This is a genomic window from Rhodococcus cercidiphylli, from assembly GCF_033042225.1.
In the GTDB taxonomy this organism is placed as follows: Bacteria; Actinomycetota; Actinomycetes; order Mycobacteriales; family Mycobacteriaceae; genus Rhodococcoides.
In genome coordinates this window covers 70,615-84,989 of record NZ_JAWLKE010000002.1, presented here as the reverse complement: position 1 = coordinate 84,989, position 14,375 = coordinate 70,615, and the positions used below count along the sequence as shown (strand labels likewise).

General features: G+C 66.3%; 14 protein-coding genes. 12 read left to right on the top strand and 2 right to left on the bottom strand.

Annotation, left to right across the window (positions count from 1 at the left end):
* The 7 genes from R3P95_RS04135 to tsaD all read left to right on the top strand — a co-directional run bounded on the left by R3P95_RS04135 (position 1) and on the right by tsaD (position 6,494).
* Complete coding sequence (locus R3P95_RS04135) at positions 1 to 1,434, top strand: NAD(P)H-hydrate dehydratase (RefSeq protein ID WP_317547371.1); 1,434 nt, start codon at positions 1 to 3, stop codon at positions 1,432 to 1,434.
* Positions 1,435 to 1,514: 80 nt separating this feature from the next.
* The gene (gene alr, locus R3P95_RS04130) at positions 1,515 to 2,717 is read left to right on the top strand and encodes an alanine racemase (RefSeq protein WP_197478044.1); all 1,203 of its coding nucleotides are present in this window, start codon (positions 1,515 to 1,517) and stop codon (positions 2,715 to 2,717) included.
* 3 nt (positions 2,718 to 2,720) lie between these two features.
* Positions 2,721 to 3,740: an alpha/beta fold hydrolase gene (locus R3P95_RS04125; protein WP_269594418.1), complete on the top strand. Its 1,020-nt coding sequence runs from the start codon at positions 2,721 to 2,723 to the stop codon at positions 3,738 to 3,740.
* A complete protein-coding gene (tsaE, locus tag R3P95_RS04120) occupies positions 3,733 to 4,236 on the top strand; it encodes a tRNA (adenosine(37)-N6)-threonylcarbamoyltransferase complex ATPase subunit type 1 TsaE (RefSeq protein WP_317547370.1) in 504 nt (167 codons plus the stop codon). Before R3P95_RS04125 ends, tsaE begins: the two co-directional genes overlap by 8 nt.
* 64 nt (positions 4,237 to 4,300) lie before the next feature.
* On the top strand, positions 4,301 to 4,972 hold the full coding sequence (tsaB, locus tag R3P95_RS04115; protein WP_269594419.1) for a tRNA (adenosine(37)-N6)-threonylcarbamoyltransferase complex dimerization subunit type 1 TsaB: 672 nt from the start codon (positions 4,301 to 4,303) through the stop codon (positions 4,970 to 4,972).
* A complete protein-coding gene (gene rimI, locus R3P95_RS04110) occupies positions 4,969 to 5,460 on the top strand; it encodes a ribosomal protein S18-alanine N-acetyltransferase (RefSeq protein WP_317532245.1) in 492 nt (163 codons plus the stop codon). The genes tsaB and rimI overlap by 4 nt, the downstream gene beginning before the upstream one ends.
* Positions 5,457 to 6,494, top strand: coding sequence for a tRNA (adenosine(37)-N6)-threonylcarbamoyltransferase complex transferase subunit TsaD (gene tsaD, locus R3P95_RS04105; RefSeq protein WP_269594421.1), 1,038 nt, complete (start codon positions 5,457 to 5,459; stop codon positions 6,492 to 6,494). The genes rimI and tsaD overlap by 4 nt, the downstream gene beginning before the upstream one ends.
* Here tsaD and R3P95_RS04100 read toward each other — a convergent pair.
* A complete protein-coding gene (locus tag R3P95_RS04100; protein WP_317547369.1) occupies positions 6,479 to 8,143 on the bottom strand; it encodes an Hsp70 family protein in 1,665 nt (554 codons plus the stop codon). The genes tsaD and R3P95_RS04100 overlap by 16 nt on opposite strands.
* A 521-nt stretch (positions 8,144 to 8,664) precedes the next feature.
* Here R3P95_RS04100 and groES point away from each other — a divergent pair.
* Both groES and groL read left to right on the top strand, forming a co-directional pair.
* Positions 8,665 to 8,964 carry a co-chaperone GroES gene (gene groES, locus R3P95_RS04095; protein ID WP_008718149.1) on the top strand — a complete coding sequence of 100 codons (300 nt, stop codon included), beginning with the start codon at positions 8,665 to 8,667 and terminating at the stop codon, positions 8,962 to 8,964.
* A 98-nt stretch (positions 8,965 to 9,062) separates the two neighbouring features.
* Positions 9,063 to 10,676 (top strand): chaperonin GroEL, encoded by a 1,614-nt coding sequence (gene groL, locus R3P95_RS04090; RefSeq protein ID WP_149405362.1) that lies wholly within the window; start codon positions 9,063 to 9,065, stop codon positions 10,674 to 10,676.
* A gap of 65 nt (positions 10,677 to 10,741) precedes the next feature.
* On the opposite strand, the gene R3P95_RS04085 is transcribed toward groL, so the two are convergent.
* Positions 10,742 to 11,035: a WhiB family transcriptional regulator gene (locus tag R3P95_RS04085; RefSeq protein ID WP_027496361.1), complete on the bottom strand. Its 294-nt coding sequence runs from the start codon at positions 11,033 to 11,035 to the stop codon at positions 10,742 to 10,744.
* Positions 11,036 to 11,754: 719 nt separating this feature from the next.
* On the opposite strand from R3P95_RS04085, the gene R3P95_RS04080 reads away from it, so the two are divergent.
* The 3 genes from R3P95_RS04080 to R3P95_RS04070 all read left to right on the top strand — a co-directional run bounded on the left by R3P95_RS04080 (position 11,755) and on the right by R3P95_RS04070 (position 14,306).
* Positions 11,755 to 12,582, top strand: coding sequence for a hypothetical protein (locus R3P95_RS04080; RefSeq protein ID WP_317547368.1), 828 nt, complete (start codon positions 11,755 to 11,757; stop codon positions 12,580 to 12,582).
* Positions 12,583 to 12,718: 136 nt separating this feature from the next.
* The gene (locus tag R3P95_RS04075) at positions 12,719 to 13,297 is read left to right on the top strand and encodes a sigma-70 family RNA polymerase sigma factor (RefSeq protein WP_032397500.1); all 579 of its coding nucleotides are present in this window, start codon (positions 12,719 to 12,721) and stop codon (positions 13,295 to 13,297) included.
* Positions 13,290 to 14,306 (top strand): anti-sigma-D factor RsdA, encoded by a 1,017-nt coding sequence (locus R3P95_RS04070; protein WP_317547367.1) that lies wholly within the window; start codon positions 13,290 to 13,292, stop codon positions 14,304 to 14,306. The genes R3P95_RS04075 and R3P95_RS04070 overlap by 8 nt, the downstream gene beginning before the upstream one ends.
* The last annotated feature ends 69 nt before the right edge of the window (positions 14,307 to 14,375 follow it).

The window sequence follows — 14,375 nt, the reverse complement described above, 5'->3', positions numbered from 1 at the left end:
ATGCGCGGTTACTACACACCCGAACAGATCCGGGATGCGGAAGCGCCGCTGCTGAACTCGTTGCCCAACGGTGTTCTCATGCGGCGCGCCGCGTACGGCTTGGCGACCGTCGTGGCGGGCGAACTGGCCGCGCGCACGGGCGGCGTCGGCGGACGACGTGTGACGATTCTGGTGGGCACGGGCGACAACGGCGGCGACGGTCTGTGGACGGGGACATATCTGCGTCGCCGCGGTGTCTCGGTGTCGGCTCTTCTGCTCGACCCGACGCGGGTGCACGCCGAAGGTCTTGCAGCCCTGCGAGCGTCGGGCGGACGAGTGGTGACTCGGTGCGGACCTGCCGACATCGTGGTCGACGCCATTGTGGGAATTTCCGGCAAGGGTCCGTTGCGGCCCGATGCGGCTGCGGTGGTCGAGCAGATCACCGCACCGATCGTGGCCGTGGACATTCCCAGCGGAGTCGACGCGGAGACCGGTGCCGCACCGGGGCCGGCCGTGACCGCCGACGTGACGGTGACGTTCGGAGCCCGCAAGCCTGTGCATGTACTGGCCGTACCTCGTTGTGGCCGAATCGAACTCGTGGACATCGGCCTCGAGCTGCCCGCGCCGGCGATGGCGTCGCTCGAGCCGGCCGACGTAGGACGGGTGTGGCCGATTCCCACGGCCGCGGACGACAAGTATTCGCAGGGCGTGGTGGGTGTCCTGGCCGGCAGCGCCACGTTCCCCGGTGCCGCACTGCTCTGCGTGGGCGCGGCTGTCGCGGCCACCTCCGGGATGGTCCGCTACGTGGGAAGTGCAGGCGCAGAGGTCGTGTCGCACTATCCGGAGGTCGTTGCCGCCCCGGATCTCGACACGGTTGGGAGGGTGCAGGCGTGGGTGGTCGGTCCCGGTTTCGGCACCGACGAGGAATCCGCGGAGATCGTGCGTCGAGTTCTGGACACGGACCTGCCGGTGGTCGTCGACGCGGATGCGCTCACTGTCCTCGCACAGAACGAAGGCTGGGTTGCCGGACGCGCCGCACCGACCCTGCTGACCCCGCATGCCGGAGAATTCGCCCGCCTGACCGGATCCGACCCCGCACCCGACCGAGTGGGATCGGTTCGAGATCTCGCCGCGCGCTGGGGCGTCACCGTTCTGCTCAAGGGACGGGCGACGATCGTGGCCGATGCGGACGGCACCACGTTCGTCAGCGATGCCGGAGGATCGGCCGCGTCGACGGCCGGCTCGGGCGACGTACTGTCGGGCATTCTCGGGGCCCTGCTCGCGTCGGGAATGGCACCGTCCACGGCGGCTGCCTGCGGGGCGAAGGTCCACGCCCTGGCCGCGGCACGTGCGGCTCACGGTTCGGGCGGAGAGTTCGCAGCACCCATTTCTGCGAGCCCGCTGTGTGAGGCCATTCCCGACGCGATCCGAACAGTGCGCTCACTCACTCTGTGACCGTGGTCGTGCGTGGCCCACGTCCGACACCAGGTGTGTCACGAGTTGTGGCACCCTGATCCGTCGTATCGGCGGCCCGGATGGCACTATCGAATGTTGTGACTATCGGCTGCGACGACGAGAGGACCGATCCTCGGACGGGTTCGGGCGCTGTGGCGTCCGTCGACCTCGACGCAGTGGCTCACAACGTCCACGTGTTGCAGCAGTTCGCCGGGGACGCCGCTGTGATGGCGGTCGTGAAGGCCGACGGATACAACCACGGTGCCGTCGAAGTCGCACGCGCCGCAGTGGCAGCGGGGGCGCAGGAGCTCGGCGTCACCACCATCGGCGAGGCCCTCGAACTCCGGGCAGCGGGAATCACGGTCCCGGTGCTGGCGTGGTTGCATCGAACGGATTCGGACTTCGCTGCGGCAATCGCCCAGCAGGTGGGGATCGCGGTGTCCACGGCCGCCCAGCTCGATGCCGTGGTCGACGCCGCGCGTCGAGTCGGCCGAACCGCAGATCTCTCGCTCAAGATCGATACCGGGCTCAACCGCAACGGGGTCGCGGAAGCTGATCTCGACGACGTCCTCGACACGACGGCGGTTGCCGTCGCGGAGGGCACCGTTCGGTTGACCGGAATGTTCTCGCACTTGGCATGCGCCGACGAGCCGGGTCATCCGGCCAACGATGCCCAGGCGGAGCGGCTTCGAGACGCGGTGCGGCGCTCCACCCGCCGCGGAACACCTCCCGCCGTCGTGCATCTGTCCAACTCGGCTGCCACGTTGACCAGACCCGATCTCGGTTTCGACATGGTCCGCCCGGGTATTGCTCTGTACGGCTTGTCGCCGGTGCCCGAGCTGGGAACGTTCGGGCTGCGTCCGGTCATGACGCTGTCGGCGCAGGTGGCGAACATCAAGAAGGTGAGCGAAGGTGAATCGGTGTCCTACGGCTACACCTGGACCGCTCCCGCAGACACCGTGGTCGCACTCGTCGCTCTCGGTTACGCAGACGGTGTCGTTCGCCGCCTCAGCGGGCGGTTCGAGGTGACCATCGGAGGTCGCCGCTACCCCTCGGTGGGGCGCGTGTGCATGGATCAATTCGTCGTCGACCTCGGTGGCGGCGGCTCGGGTGTCGCGGTCGGCGACGAGGCGCTACTGTTCGGGCCAGGGGACAGGGGAGAAGCGCACGCTCAGGATTGGGCGGATGCGCTCGACACAATCAGCTACGAGGTCGTCACCGGCATTCGTGGACGTGTTCGACGACGGTTCGTCGCCGCGCACTCAGGGGAGGCGACGAAATAGATCATGCTCGGATTGCTGCAGAGTATTGCAATTGTGGTGCGCGAGACGGCGTTCCGGTCCAACAAGGATCCGCTGGCCACCGAGAATCTCGACCTGATGGATGCCGACCGAGGCAGTATCGTCACCGCGGACGACGGCGTGCCGCTCGCGGTTCGCGAAGTCGGTCCGTCGGATGCCGAACTGACCGTGATATTCGTACACGGTTACTGCCTTCGCACGTCGTCGTGGCATTTCCAACGGCGTGCACTCGAACAGCAATGGGGTTCGACGGTCCGCATGGTCTTCTACGACCAGCGCGGTCACGGGCGGTCGGGAGTACCGAGCCCGGAGAGTTGCACCATCGGTCAACTCGGCCTCGATCTCGATGCGGTGATTCGCTCTGTCGTACCCAAGGGCCGCATCGTTCTCGTGGGGCACTCGATGGGCGGGATGTCGATCCTGTCCATGGCGCGGCAACGAGCGGACGTGCTGCGCCAGCGAGTGATCGGCGCGGTCCTGATCTCGACGACAGCTGCCGGTCTCGCGCAATCCGGGGTGGGTCGTAGTCTGCAGAATCCGGCGGTCGACGCGTTCCGGCTCGCGGTGCGGACGTCGCCCGGCTTCGTGCAGTTCGGTCGCGGAGCTGTGCGCGCGCTCATCTCACCGGTACTGCGCGCGGCGTCCTACGGCACCAGGGTGTCCCCACGACTGGTGGCATTCTCCCAGTCGATGATCGACGACACGTCCGTCGTCACGATCGTCAATTTCCTCGAGACGCTCGAGTTGCACGACGAGTCCGAGGCCTTGCTGGAATTCGAGAACATTCCGGTATCGGTCGTGTGTGGCGACGAGGATTGGATCATTCCGTTCGCGAGCTCGGAGGCTCTGGCTCAGGCCCTGCCGCGTTCGGAGATGGTGCGTGTGCGCCAGGGCGGGCACCTGGTTCAACTCGAATTTCCGGAACAGGTCAACGGTGCGATCGCGCGCCTCGTGGCACGGGCAACGGAGGCCGCGGGCAAGAAGCGGCGGTGGGGCGTTGTCTGACGAGCCGCTGATCTTGCCGGTGGATGTCGAATTGGCCACTGCCGCAGACACTGCCGAGTTCGGTGCACGGCTTGCGGGCGTTCTGGTCGCCGGCGATCTGGTGATTCTCGACGGCCCGCTCGGTGCCGGAAAGACAGCCATGACGAAGGGGATTGCGGCCGGACTCGGTGTGCAGGGCCGCGTCACCTCGCCGACGTTCGTGATCGCCCGTGAGCACCGGGCCGGGTCGCGGCCCCGTGGTCTGCCGCCGGTTGCGCTCGTCCACGTCGATGCGTATCGGCTGGGGATGACGGGGCAGTCGGCGCTCGACGAACTCGATGCCCTCGACCTCGACACCGACCTCACGGACGCCGTTGTCGTGGTCGAGTGGGGTGAGGGATTGGTCGAGAAGCTGTCGGACGGCCATGTGTCGGTTCGTCTGACGCGTGACCCGGACTCCGACGTTCGACGCGTGACGGCATGCCGCGTGGAATCGGTGGTCACGCCGCAGCACTGAGCCCGGTCGGCTGTGCGCGACGGCAGTGAGTCGGCATGCGAGCGTGCGGGTAATCTGAAGCATCGTGCTTGTACTTGCCGTCGACACCTCGACCCCCGCCGTCACCGCAGGTGTGGTGAGTCTGACCGAGTCCGCCGTCGGTGCAGTGGCCACGACGCTCGCCACGCGGGTTCGGGTGGACGCGCGATCGCATGCAGAAATACTCACCCCCAACATCCTCGAGTGCCTGTCCGAGGCGCAGATCACCGCCGCCGATCTCGGTGCCGTCGTCGTCGGCGTCGGTCCCGGGCCCTACACCGGTTTACGGGTGGGAATGGCGACGGCAGCGGCCTTCGGTGACGCACTCGGTCTTCCGGTGTTCGGCGTCTGCAGTCTCGACGCCATTGCCTCGGATGTCTCCGAACCCGGGTCCCTGTTGGTGGTGACCGATGCGCGTCGACGCGAAATCTATTGGGCGCGTTACGAAGCGGGAGTGCGAGTCGCGGGACCCGACGTCGTGGCCCCGGCCGAACTGGACCGTGTCGGGGTCGATTCGGTCGCCGGATCGGCACCGCATGCAGCGGCATTCGAGCTTCCGATTCGTGATGTGCAGGCACCGTCTCCGGCCGGACTGGTCGCGGTGGCCGCCGCCGATATCGGCAGCGGGATCGTCCCCGGCCCGCTCGTGCCGTTGTATCTGCGCCGCCCCGACGCCAAGACGCTCGACGAGCGTGCCGCAGCGAAGGCTCTGAAGTGACCGTGTCGATCGAGTCGATGACGGCGGCGGATGCTGCTCGGTGCGCGTATCTCGAGACCCTGCTGTTCCCGGGTGACGACCCGTGGGCCGAGGATGCATTCATCGCGGAACTGGCCGCGCCACACAATCATTACGTCACCGCGCGAGAGAACGATGAGGTCGTCGGCTACGCAGGCATCTCGCTGCTGGGGCAGCCGAGCCGCGGAGCGTTCGTCGTCGGTGAGTCCGAGGTGCACACCATCGGAGTCGATCCGTCGCATCACCGCAGGGGAATCGGCGGGCGTTTGCTGGACGAACTGCTGCGCGTGGCCGACGAGCACGGTGGGCCGGTCTTTCTCGAGGTGCGCACCGACAACGAGCCCGCCATCGAGCTGTACCGACGTGAAGGGTTCGAGATCGTGGGCACCAGGGCCGGGTACTACCAGCCGAGCGGGGCCGACGCCTTCACCATGCGTCGGCCTCAGAAGACGAAAGGATCAGCCCGATGATCGTCATGGGTATCGAAAGCTCCTGCGACGAAACAGGAGTCGGGATCGTCCGCTGGGGCGGAGCGGGGACGTGCGAGCTGATGGCCGACGAGGTCGCCTCCAGCGTCGACGAACACGCGCGGTACGGCGGAGTGGTGCCCGAGGTGGCGTCGCGCGCACATCTCGAAGCGATCGTGCCGACCATGCGGCGCGCTCTGGCGGCCGCGGACATCGAGCGTCCCGACGCCGTCGCGGTGACGATCGGGCCGGGGCTGGCCGGGGCGTTGCTGGTCGGGGTTGCCGCTGCGAAGGCGTACGCCGCGGCCTGGGGCGTGCCCTTCTATGCGGTGAACCATCTCGGTGGCCACGTCGCGGTCGATACTCTCGAGCACGGCCCGATGCCGTCGTGCGTGGCGCTGTTGGTGTCCGGAGGTCACACTCATCTGCTGCACGTCGACGATCTGTCCCGGCCGATCGCCGAGCTCGGGACCACGGTCGACGACGCAGCGGGGGAGGCCTTCGACAAGGTTGCGCGGCTCCTCGGATTGGGATATCCGGGTGGCCCGGCGCTCGATGATGCTGCGCGCGACGGTGACCCGGCTGCGATCGCGTTTCCCCGAGGCATGACCGGCCCACGCGATGCCCGTTACGATTTCTCCTTCTCCGGGGTCAAGACGGCCGTCGCTCGATTCGTCGAGGCCAGGCAACGTGCGGGAGATCCGATTCCTGTCGCAGACATCGCGGCGTCCTTCCAGGAATCCGTCGCCGATGTCCTGACGATGAAGGCCGTTCGCGCGGCAACCGACGTCGATGTCGACACGATCGTGCTGGGTGGGGGTGCCACCGCCAACTCTCGCATTCGTTCGCTGATCGAAAGTCGTTGTGCAGAGCAGGGTTTGACGCTGAGAATTCCGAAGCCCCGACTGTGTACCGACAACGGCGTGATGATCGCAGCACTGGGTGCCCACCTGGTTGCGGGCGGAGCCGAGCCGTCGGCGTTGACCGCTGTGACCGACCCCGGCCTCTCGGTCGCGACCAGTCAGGTGCCCGGCTGAGCGTCCTGCGTTGCGGCTGTGGTCTCGGACGAACGCGGAGCCGACGGCTCGGCTGCCGACAGTGGATCGGTCGGGGATCCGGACGCCGCGGGAGCTGCGACCGGCGGCGACCATACCGTCGGTGGTGCCGTCAGTTCCGGGGTGGGTTCCGAACCGCTGACATCGGTGGTCGGCACGGTGATCGACTCGGTCGGCACCGGAGTGAACTCGGGTGTGACCTCGGTAGTGGGGTCGGGCGTCGGGCCGGGAACGATCTCGGTCGTATCGCTCGGGTTCGAGGACTCGATCGGTTCGGAGGGTCGAACCGGAGTCGTGGTGACCGAGGTCGGCGGCTCGATCGGGATCCCGGTGGTGGCATCGGGGGACGCAGGGTTCGTGGTGGGGTCGATCGGCCAGTCGATCCGCGGGAGGTCCGGTGCGGGACGCAGTGTCGGGGTACTGGTCGGCGGAGCGGTCGTGGTGAACCGCGCCGACGATCCGGTGGCGTCCACCGAGGTTGCCGTGGGGTCGGATCGATCCCCGGGGGTGCGTCCTGCTGTCGTCTGATCCTCGTCGGGGGAGTACCCCCCGGTGGCCGGCGCACCGGTATCGCTGGATTCGGTCGCGGATCGCGCGGTACTTCCGGCCGGAGAGACGCTGGCATCGTCGGCAGGCGTCATCGTCTGCACGCCGTAGGCGAGAACGAGACCACCTGCGACGACGGCGGCCGCGATCGCACCGGAGTATCGGCTCATCCGGGTCGCGGTGTTGCGCGTGGCCGAGACGAGTTGGTAGCCGCCGCCGTCGGCCGACGCGGCAACGGAGGCAGCGCCGACGGCAAGAACCGCGTCGGGCTCGGACATTCGAACGACCGGGGCGTGGAACATGTCGGTGAGCGTGGCGGCGAGCAGGGGGATGTGCGCCCCTCCACCGATCAGCACGATGACCTCGGGTTCGTGAGTGCTCTCGTCGAACACTCCTCGTACGAACTCGGCGGCGGTGCCGAAGATGGGGGTCGCGGCGGTGTCGAACGCGTCCCGGGTGACCGTCAGCGGAATTCCGCTGTAACGCGCGATGCTGACTTCGTCCGAGTGGGACAGCTGTTCCTTGACCGATCGGTACCGCGCGGACCCGATTCCGCGGTCGTCGCGGATGTCGTCCCGAAGGTTGTCACGGGTCATGTCCTGCACGAGGTTCCGGACGAGCACGTTGAGTGCGTCGCCGCCGACGGCGTCCGATCGGCCGTGCGCCAGTACCTTGTCGGTGGTCCGATCGGTGACGGTGACCGACATGCCCGAGGCGCCGAGATCGACCAGCGCGATCGTGTCGTATCGATCGATCAGGCCGGTGGTCGCCAGATGCGCGGACGCGGCAGCGGACTCGGGTACCAGTCGAACATCGCGGGTGGTGTGGGCCAGCGCGGCGCGAATACCCGCAGCGTGCTCCTCGGTGCGGTAGGTGACGGCGATCGCGTCGGGCGACCGGTGACCGGGAATCAGAGAGGCCATCAGTTCGATGGCCGAGGTGACCAGATCGCCGATGTCGGTGTTCGCTTGGCGATCGGTGGATACGGTGCGGTACTCGACCGTGCGACTACCGTCGGTGTCGACGGTGACGAGGGCTGCGCACACGACCTCGGATCCGGTGGATATACCCACGCCTACTCGCATGCTGCACCTCCCGCCCCTGTGTACCTGTCCGGAATCGACTGCTCTGTGTGCCATGTCGCGGCACGGCTGTCGACCGTTATCGCTCGGACAGCTCCGTTATCGTAACGTTACTTCGTGCCTCATCGCGAGCGTAATATGCCGCTCGGTAGGTTCTTCGGTGAGAGTTCATAGCCTCCTACCTGGTCGTTCGATGACTTCGCGGACGCCGGTAAAACAGCGGGAAACGACTCCGGTGTTCGGCGTTTCGGGTCCTGATTCGCCCGTTTTCGGATCTTTGTGGTGGTGCGGGAGGGCGCGTGTGTACCCGCGCGACCCACGCGTCACGAACCTGGCGAACCCAGCCCTTGAGTGCTGGCACTCTCGTGTATAGAGTGCTAGTTGGCACCGAGCGAAGTCCCGGCACCCGCGACGACGGGAACGAGTTCAGGCCGTGATTGTCAGAACCGCAGGAGAAGTACTTACACACAGCTGTCCGGGGATCCGACCCCGGACGCGTACCCCATAACTTTGGAGGGCTCAACGTGGCGAGCGTGAAAATCAAGCCGCTCGAGGACAAGATCCTCGTCCAGGCCAACGAGGCCGAGACGACGACCGCCTCCGGTCTGGTCATCCCCGACACAGCCAAGGAGAAGCCCCAGGAGGGCACCGTCGTCGCCGTAGGCGAAGGCCGTGTCACCGAGAAGGGCAACCGCATCCCGGTCGACGTCAAAGAAGGTGACACCGTCATCTACAGCAAGTACGGCGGCACCGAGATCAAGTACGCCGGCGAGGAGTACCTGATTCTGTCGGCACGCGACGTGCTGGCTGTCATCGCCAAGTAGGCCACAACGCATCCCGCCCCGGTATCCGATTTTCGTGTCGGTCCCGGGGCGGTGTGCGTTCGATCGAGTTTCTTTACTCGAAGGAGTAACACCGAAACATGGCAAAGCAAATCCAATTCAACGAGGAAGCGCGCCGCGCACTCGAACGCGGCGTCGACAAGCTGGCCGACGCCGTCAAGGTGACGCTCGGGCCGCGGGGACGCCACGTCGTCCTGTCCAAGGCATTCGGCGGTCCGACCGTCACGAACGACGGTGTCTCGATCGCTCGTGAGATCGACCTGGAAGATCCGTTCGAGAACCTCGGCGCGCAGCTGGTCAAGAGCGTCGCCACCAAGACCAACGACGTCGCAGGCGACGGAACCACCACCGCGACGGTCCTCGCGCAGGCGCTCGTGCGTGGCGGTCTGAAGAACATCGCCGCAGGTGCCAACCCGATCGCGCTCGGCACCGGCATCTCCAAGGCGGCCGACAAGGTCGCCGAGGCTCTGCTCGCCGCCGCAACCCCGGTCGAGGGCAAGCAGGCGATCGCTCAGGTCGCCACCGTGTCCTCGCGTGACCCCGAGATCGGTGAACTCGTCGGCGAGGCGCTCACCCGCGTCGGCGCGGACGGCGTCGTCACCGTCGAGGAGTCCTCGACGCTGCTCACCGAGCTCTCGGTCACCGAAGGCGTGCAGTTCGACAAGGGCTACCTGTCGCCGTACTTCGTTACCGACGTCGACGCGCAGGAAGCAGTTCTCGAGGACGCGTACGTCCTGCTGTACCGCGAGAAGATCACCTCGCTTCCGGACTTTCTGCCTCTGCTGGAGAAGGTTGCCGAGAGCGGCAAGCCGTTGCTCATCATCGCCGAGGACACCGAAGGTGAAGTTCTCTCGACGCTGGTCGTCAACTCCATTCGCAAGACGATCAAGGCCGTGGCGGTCAAGGCGCCGTTCTTCGGTGATCGTCGCAAGGCGTTCCTCGACGATCTCGCGGTCGTGACGGCCGGCCAGGTCATCACCGCCGATGTGGGTCTGAGCCTGAAGGAAGCCGGACTCGAGCTGCTCGGTCGCGCTCGTCGCGTCGTCGTCACCAAGGACGACACGACCATCGTCGACGGTGCGGGCACGCAGGACGACATCGACGCGCGCGTCGGTCAGCTCCGCCGTGAGATCGAGAACACCGACTCCGAGTGGGATCGCGAGAAGCTCGAAGAGCGTCTGGCGAAGCTCTCGGGCGGCATCGCGGTCATCAAGGTCGGCGCTGCCACCGAGACCGAGCTCAAGGAGCGTAAGTTCCGCGTCGACGACGCTGTGGCTGCGGCCAAGGCCGCCGTCGAAGAGGGCATCGTCCCCGGCGGCGGCTCGGCTCTGACTCAGGCAGCGTTGGCTCTGGCCGACGACCTCGGCCTGACCGGCGACGAAGCCACCGGTGTGGCCGTGGTGCGCAACGCACTCAACGCACCGCTGTTCTGGATCGCCTCCAACGCGGGCATCGACGGTTCCGTCGTCGTCAGCAAGGTGGCAGAACTGCCGAAGGGACACGGATTCAATGCCGCGACCCTGACGTACGGCGACCTGCTGGCCGACGGCGTCGTCGATCCGGTCAAGGTGACTCGCTCCGCTGTGGTCAATGCCGCGTCGGTTGCACGCATGATCCTGACGACCGAGAGCGCGATCGTGGAGAAGCCGGAAGAGGCCTCCGAGCCTTCTTCCGGGCACGGACACGCTCACTGACGTTCATGACACGAGAAAGCCCCCAACCCCTTTCGGGTTGGGGGCTTTGTCGTGTGTTCGGGTGACTACACCGCAATGCGGCGGCGGTTGTGACGAGCGTGCAGTTCTCGCTCGGTCTCCGACATTCCGCCCCAGATCCCGTAGGGCTCGCTGACGTTGAGAGCGTGTGTACGGCACTGGGCGAGGACGGGGCAACTACGGCACATTTCCTTCGCCCGCATCTCGCGCTGTGCTCGTGCCCGGCCCCGCTCGCCGTCCGGGTGGAAGAACATGGACGAATCGACGCCACGGCACAGGCCGTGCATCTGCCAATCCCAAATGTCGGCGTTCGGCCCAGGGAGGTGATTCGGCTGCGGCATGGAAACTCCTAGGGTGGTGTGGCTTCTCGGATTCGTGATCCGAATGCCGACAACGTTATGTGGATCGACGAAATCGAGTCAATAGTTCTCTGTCGTGTGCAAATGCATAGTTATGGGGCAAAGAATTAACACGCGCGATATTTACTTCGACTCACCCGCGTGCGTGTCCTTCCTGTTGAAGAATCCGTCGACACGGGAGACGATGGGAAGGGCATCGGCATTCCGGCTGTCGAAGCGAAGCCGCGGAGCTCAGTTGTCCTGCATCGGTCGTCAGGGTGATCGCTCGATGCGACCGACTGGCACTAGTCGGTGTTTCGCCTGATCACAGGCGTTTTTTTGGTGCTTCGGGCCGCTCCGTTGCTCGCGTCGGGTGAGGCGTCGATCCATTCGGTCGAGGCCGCGCGAGGTGTCCGACGCGATTGCGCGGATCGCCGTCCGGTGACCGAAGGGGCGCACGGACGGCGTGCGACGCATCGGTTGCCGATCGTGTGACCGACTGCGCCGATTAACCTATTCGCCACACAGCGTTCAGATTCTCGTCTTCGAGTCGGCTGCGTTCACATTGTTAATTCCTTGAAAACTGCATTCTGTGCGCGCGAAACGACGCGCTGTTGTCCCTTTTCGTACCGACGGTGAATTCGCCCCACGCAATTGCGTCGCGTCGTATCGGTAGGACTCGGACGCCGTTCGTCATCGGCGATGGCCCTACCCTTGCCTCCGTGCCTTCAGAGCAGAGCTCGCTGTCCACCGCGACGCAGTCCGAACTCTTCGACGCCGCATTCGGCGGCAACCCCGGCCGATTCCTGCTGCCCGCAGCCACCGATCCGCGAGAGAGCTGGTTTCGCAGTGTCGCGTTGGCAGGGCAGGGCCGGTACAGCGCCGCCGGAGTCGAGCTTCGGCGGCATCGACCCCGCAGCGCGGAGCTTCGGTCGCTGCACGCGTCGACCACAGCGTCGTGGTTGCGTCAGGTGGGCGAACACGAGCGAGCCCGCCGCTGGGACGGCATCGCGGTCCTTCTCGTCGGACTCGGGGGACCGCCGAGATCGACTGACTCGGTGGAGGCCCGGAGCGATGCGCTGACCGGCCTGGCCGCAGATGCGTTGGGGATCGGACGTTTCGGCCTCGCGGACACCCTGTTGGCCCGCAGTGCGGAGCAGCGGCAGGACCCCGCCGGTCGAGGGCTGTGGCGTCCGGCACTACGGGCGTCGTGGGTAGCGGCCGAGCTGGCGATGATGCGCGGCGACGGCCCAGGGGCGGTCCGACACGCCGAGAACGCTCGGGCTCTCGCCAACGATGCCGATTCGTTACGCCACATCGTCAAGACCGACCTGGTGTCTGCGGCGGCGCTGAGCTGTATCGGTGAGACCGGACGTGCTCGTGAGTCGGCCGTTCAGGTGGCCTGCGCTGCGGAGATGGCCGGGCTGCTGCCCCTGCGCTGGGCCGCCACGATGCTCTGCGAAGGAACCGGCGGGGTCGACGCCGGGATGGCCTCGTCCGCCGACCTGGCCGCCGCGATCGATCGCCTGGGTGGTTCGACGGTCGGTTGACCAGGACCTGGGTCGAAGGCGGACCGATTGGTTCGGTTGTGGCCGGGTGGTGTCGCTATCCTTGGTCTCGTTCCACCACCACGTGGAAGCGCTCCCAGGCGGGTGCGTACCTGTAACGCGGGGAAATTTGTCGACGATGAACAGTGCGGGTGAGGAGTTGGACTCTTTCGTCGTTGCCGCAGCGCAAGGCGATCGACTGGCTCTGTCCCGGGTCTTGGAATTCATCCGACCACTCGTCGTTCGGTACTGCCGGGCACGGGTCGGTTCGGCTGAGCGCGGTCAGCTTTCGGCCGACGACGTGGCGCAGGAGGTCTGTTTGGCAGTCATGACCGCCTTGCCGCGATACCAGGATCAAGGTCGTCCGTTCATGGCATTCGTGTACGGCATCGCGGCTCACAAGGTCGCCGACGCCCATCGCAGCGCCTCGCGTAACAAATCGGACCCGGCCGCCGAAGTACCAGATGTCGTGTCGATGGAGCACGGACCGGAGCAACGCGCTCTCGAATCCGAGTCGAGTCGACAGATGACTGCACTGCTGGACACCTTGCCCGCCAAGCACCGCGAAATTCTGGTGCTCCGACTCATCGTCGGATTGTCGGCCGAGGAAACAGCAGCCGCCGTCGGCAGCACTGCAGGCGCTATCCGCGTGGCTCAGCACCGAGCTATCGCAAAACTGAAGAACGAAGTTGTGAGAGCAGGTGAAATGTATGGCTAGGGACAATGGTCACGGTGGCCCCGGTGAGACGCCGCGTCGCGGAATCTCGCGTATCGGTGAGCACGTGAACTCCACTGGACCGAAGCAGAACGATCCCTATGCCGACATCGGCGCAGACGGTGGTCCTGTGGACCTCGTCGCCGTACGTCGTGACGATGCGTTCATCGACGCGATCAGTGGCGACGGACCGATTGCCACCGATGACGCAGACGAGTACCAACTCGCCCTTCTGTTGGCCAATTGGCGAGCAGACGTGATCACGCCGGCGATGCCGGCCGGACCCTCCCTCGACGTGGTCGTCGCCTCCGTCGAACGCGAGAAGCTCGCCGCCGACATGGCGCGCTCGAGCTCGGCCAACCGCGGTGGACGCATGCGTCTGCTGCGTCCCATCGCCGGTGCCGCAGCCGCGATCGCCGTCGTGATGGGTGGCCTGGTGGTCATCTCGTACAACTCGACACCGGACGATCCGCTCTGGAGCGTCAAGTCGGTCGTCTTCTCCGAGCAGGCGGATTCGACTGTCGCTCAGATCGATACGACGTCGAAGTTGCAGGAGGCGGAAAATCTCCTGTCCTCGGGGGACACCACTGCCGCTCGCGCACTCCTCGACGGCGCGTCGAACAGCAGTTCCGCTGTTCTCGACGACGGTCAGCGCGCCGAGCTGGACCAGTGGCTGGAACGTCTGCTGCAGGAATTGCAGGCTCTGACGCTGCCCGCGCCTGTTCCGCTCCCTGCGGAGGTCGTCCCGGCTCCGGTCCCCAGTCCGGAGGTCTTCGTGCCACCGGCACCGGTGGATCAGGTCACGCCCGACACCACGGGTGTGCCGAGCACTCCGGCTCCGGCAACGACGACGCCCGAGGTCCCGCCCACGACGACGACGCCGAGCCCGACAACGACCACCGACGTCGTGCCGACGGTGCTGCAAGAGCCCGGTCAGCCGACGGCAACCGCCGGAGGCAGCAGCTCCTCGGAGAACCGCGACCGTATGTCGGTTCCATCCGGCGGCAGCTGACAGGTTCTCGATCTTTCACCGGAAACGAAGAAGCCCGACACGATCACCGTGTCGGGCTTCTTCGTGTCG

Coding starts and splice junctions, on each gene's coding strand:
- tsaD (WP_269594421.1), top strand. CDS start 5,457: ATGATCGTCATGGGTATCGAAAGCTCCTGCGACGAAACAGGAGTCGGG.
- R3P95_RS04125 (WP_269594418.1), top strand. CDS start 2,721: ATGCTCGGATTGCTGCAGAGTATTGCAATTGTGGTGCGCGAGACGGCG.
- R3P95_RS04085 (WP_027496361.1), bottom strand. CDS start 11,035: ATGCCGCAGCCGAATCACCTCCCTGGGCCGAACGCCGACATTTGGGAT.
- R3P95_RS04135 (WP_317547371.1), top strand. CDS start 1: ATGCGCGGTTACTACACACCCGAACAGATCCGGGATGCGGAAGCGCCG.
- R3P95_RS04070 (WP_317547367.1), top strand. CDS start 13,290: ATGGCTAGGGACAATGGTCACGGTGGCCCCGGTGAGACGCCGCGTCGC.
- groL (WP_149405362.1), top strand. CDS start 9,063: ATGGCAAAGCAAATCCAATTCAACGAGGAAGCGCGCCGCGCACTCGAA.
- alr (WP_197478044.1), top strand. CDS start 1,515: ATGGCACTATCGAATGTTGTGACTATCGGCTGCGACGACGAGAGGACC.
- R3P95_RS04100 (WP_317547369.1), bottom strand. CDS start 8,143: ATGCGAGTAGGCGTGGGTATATCCACCGGATCCGAGGTCGTGTGCGCA.
- R3P95_RS04075 (WP_032397500.1), top strand. CDS start 12,719: ATGAACAGTGCGGGTGAGGAGTTGGACTCTTTCGTCGTTGCCGCAGCG.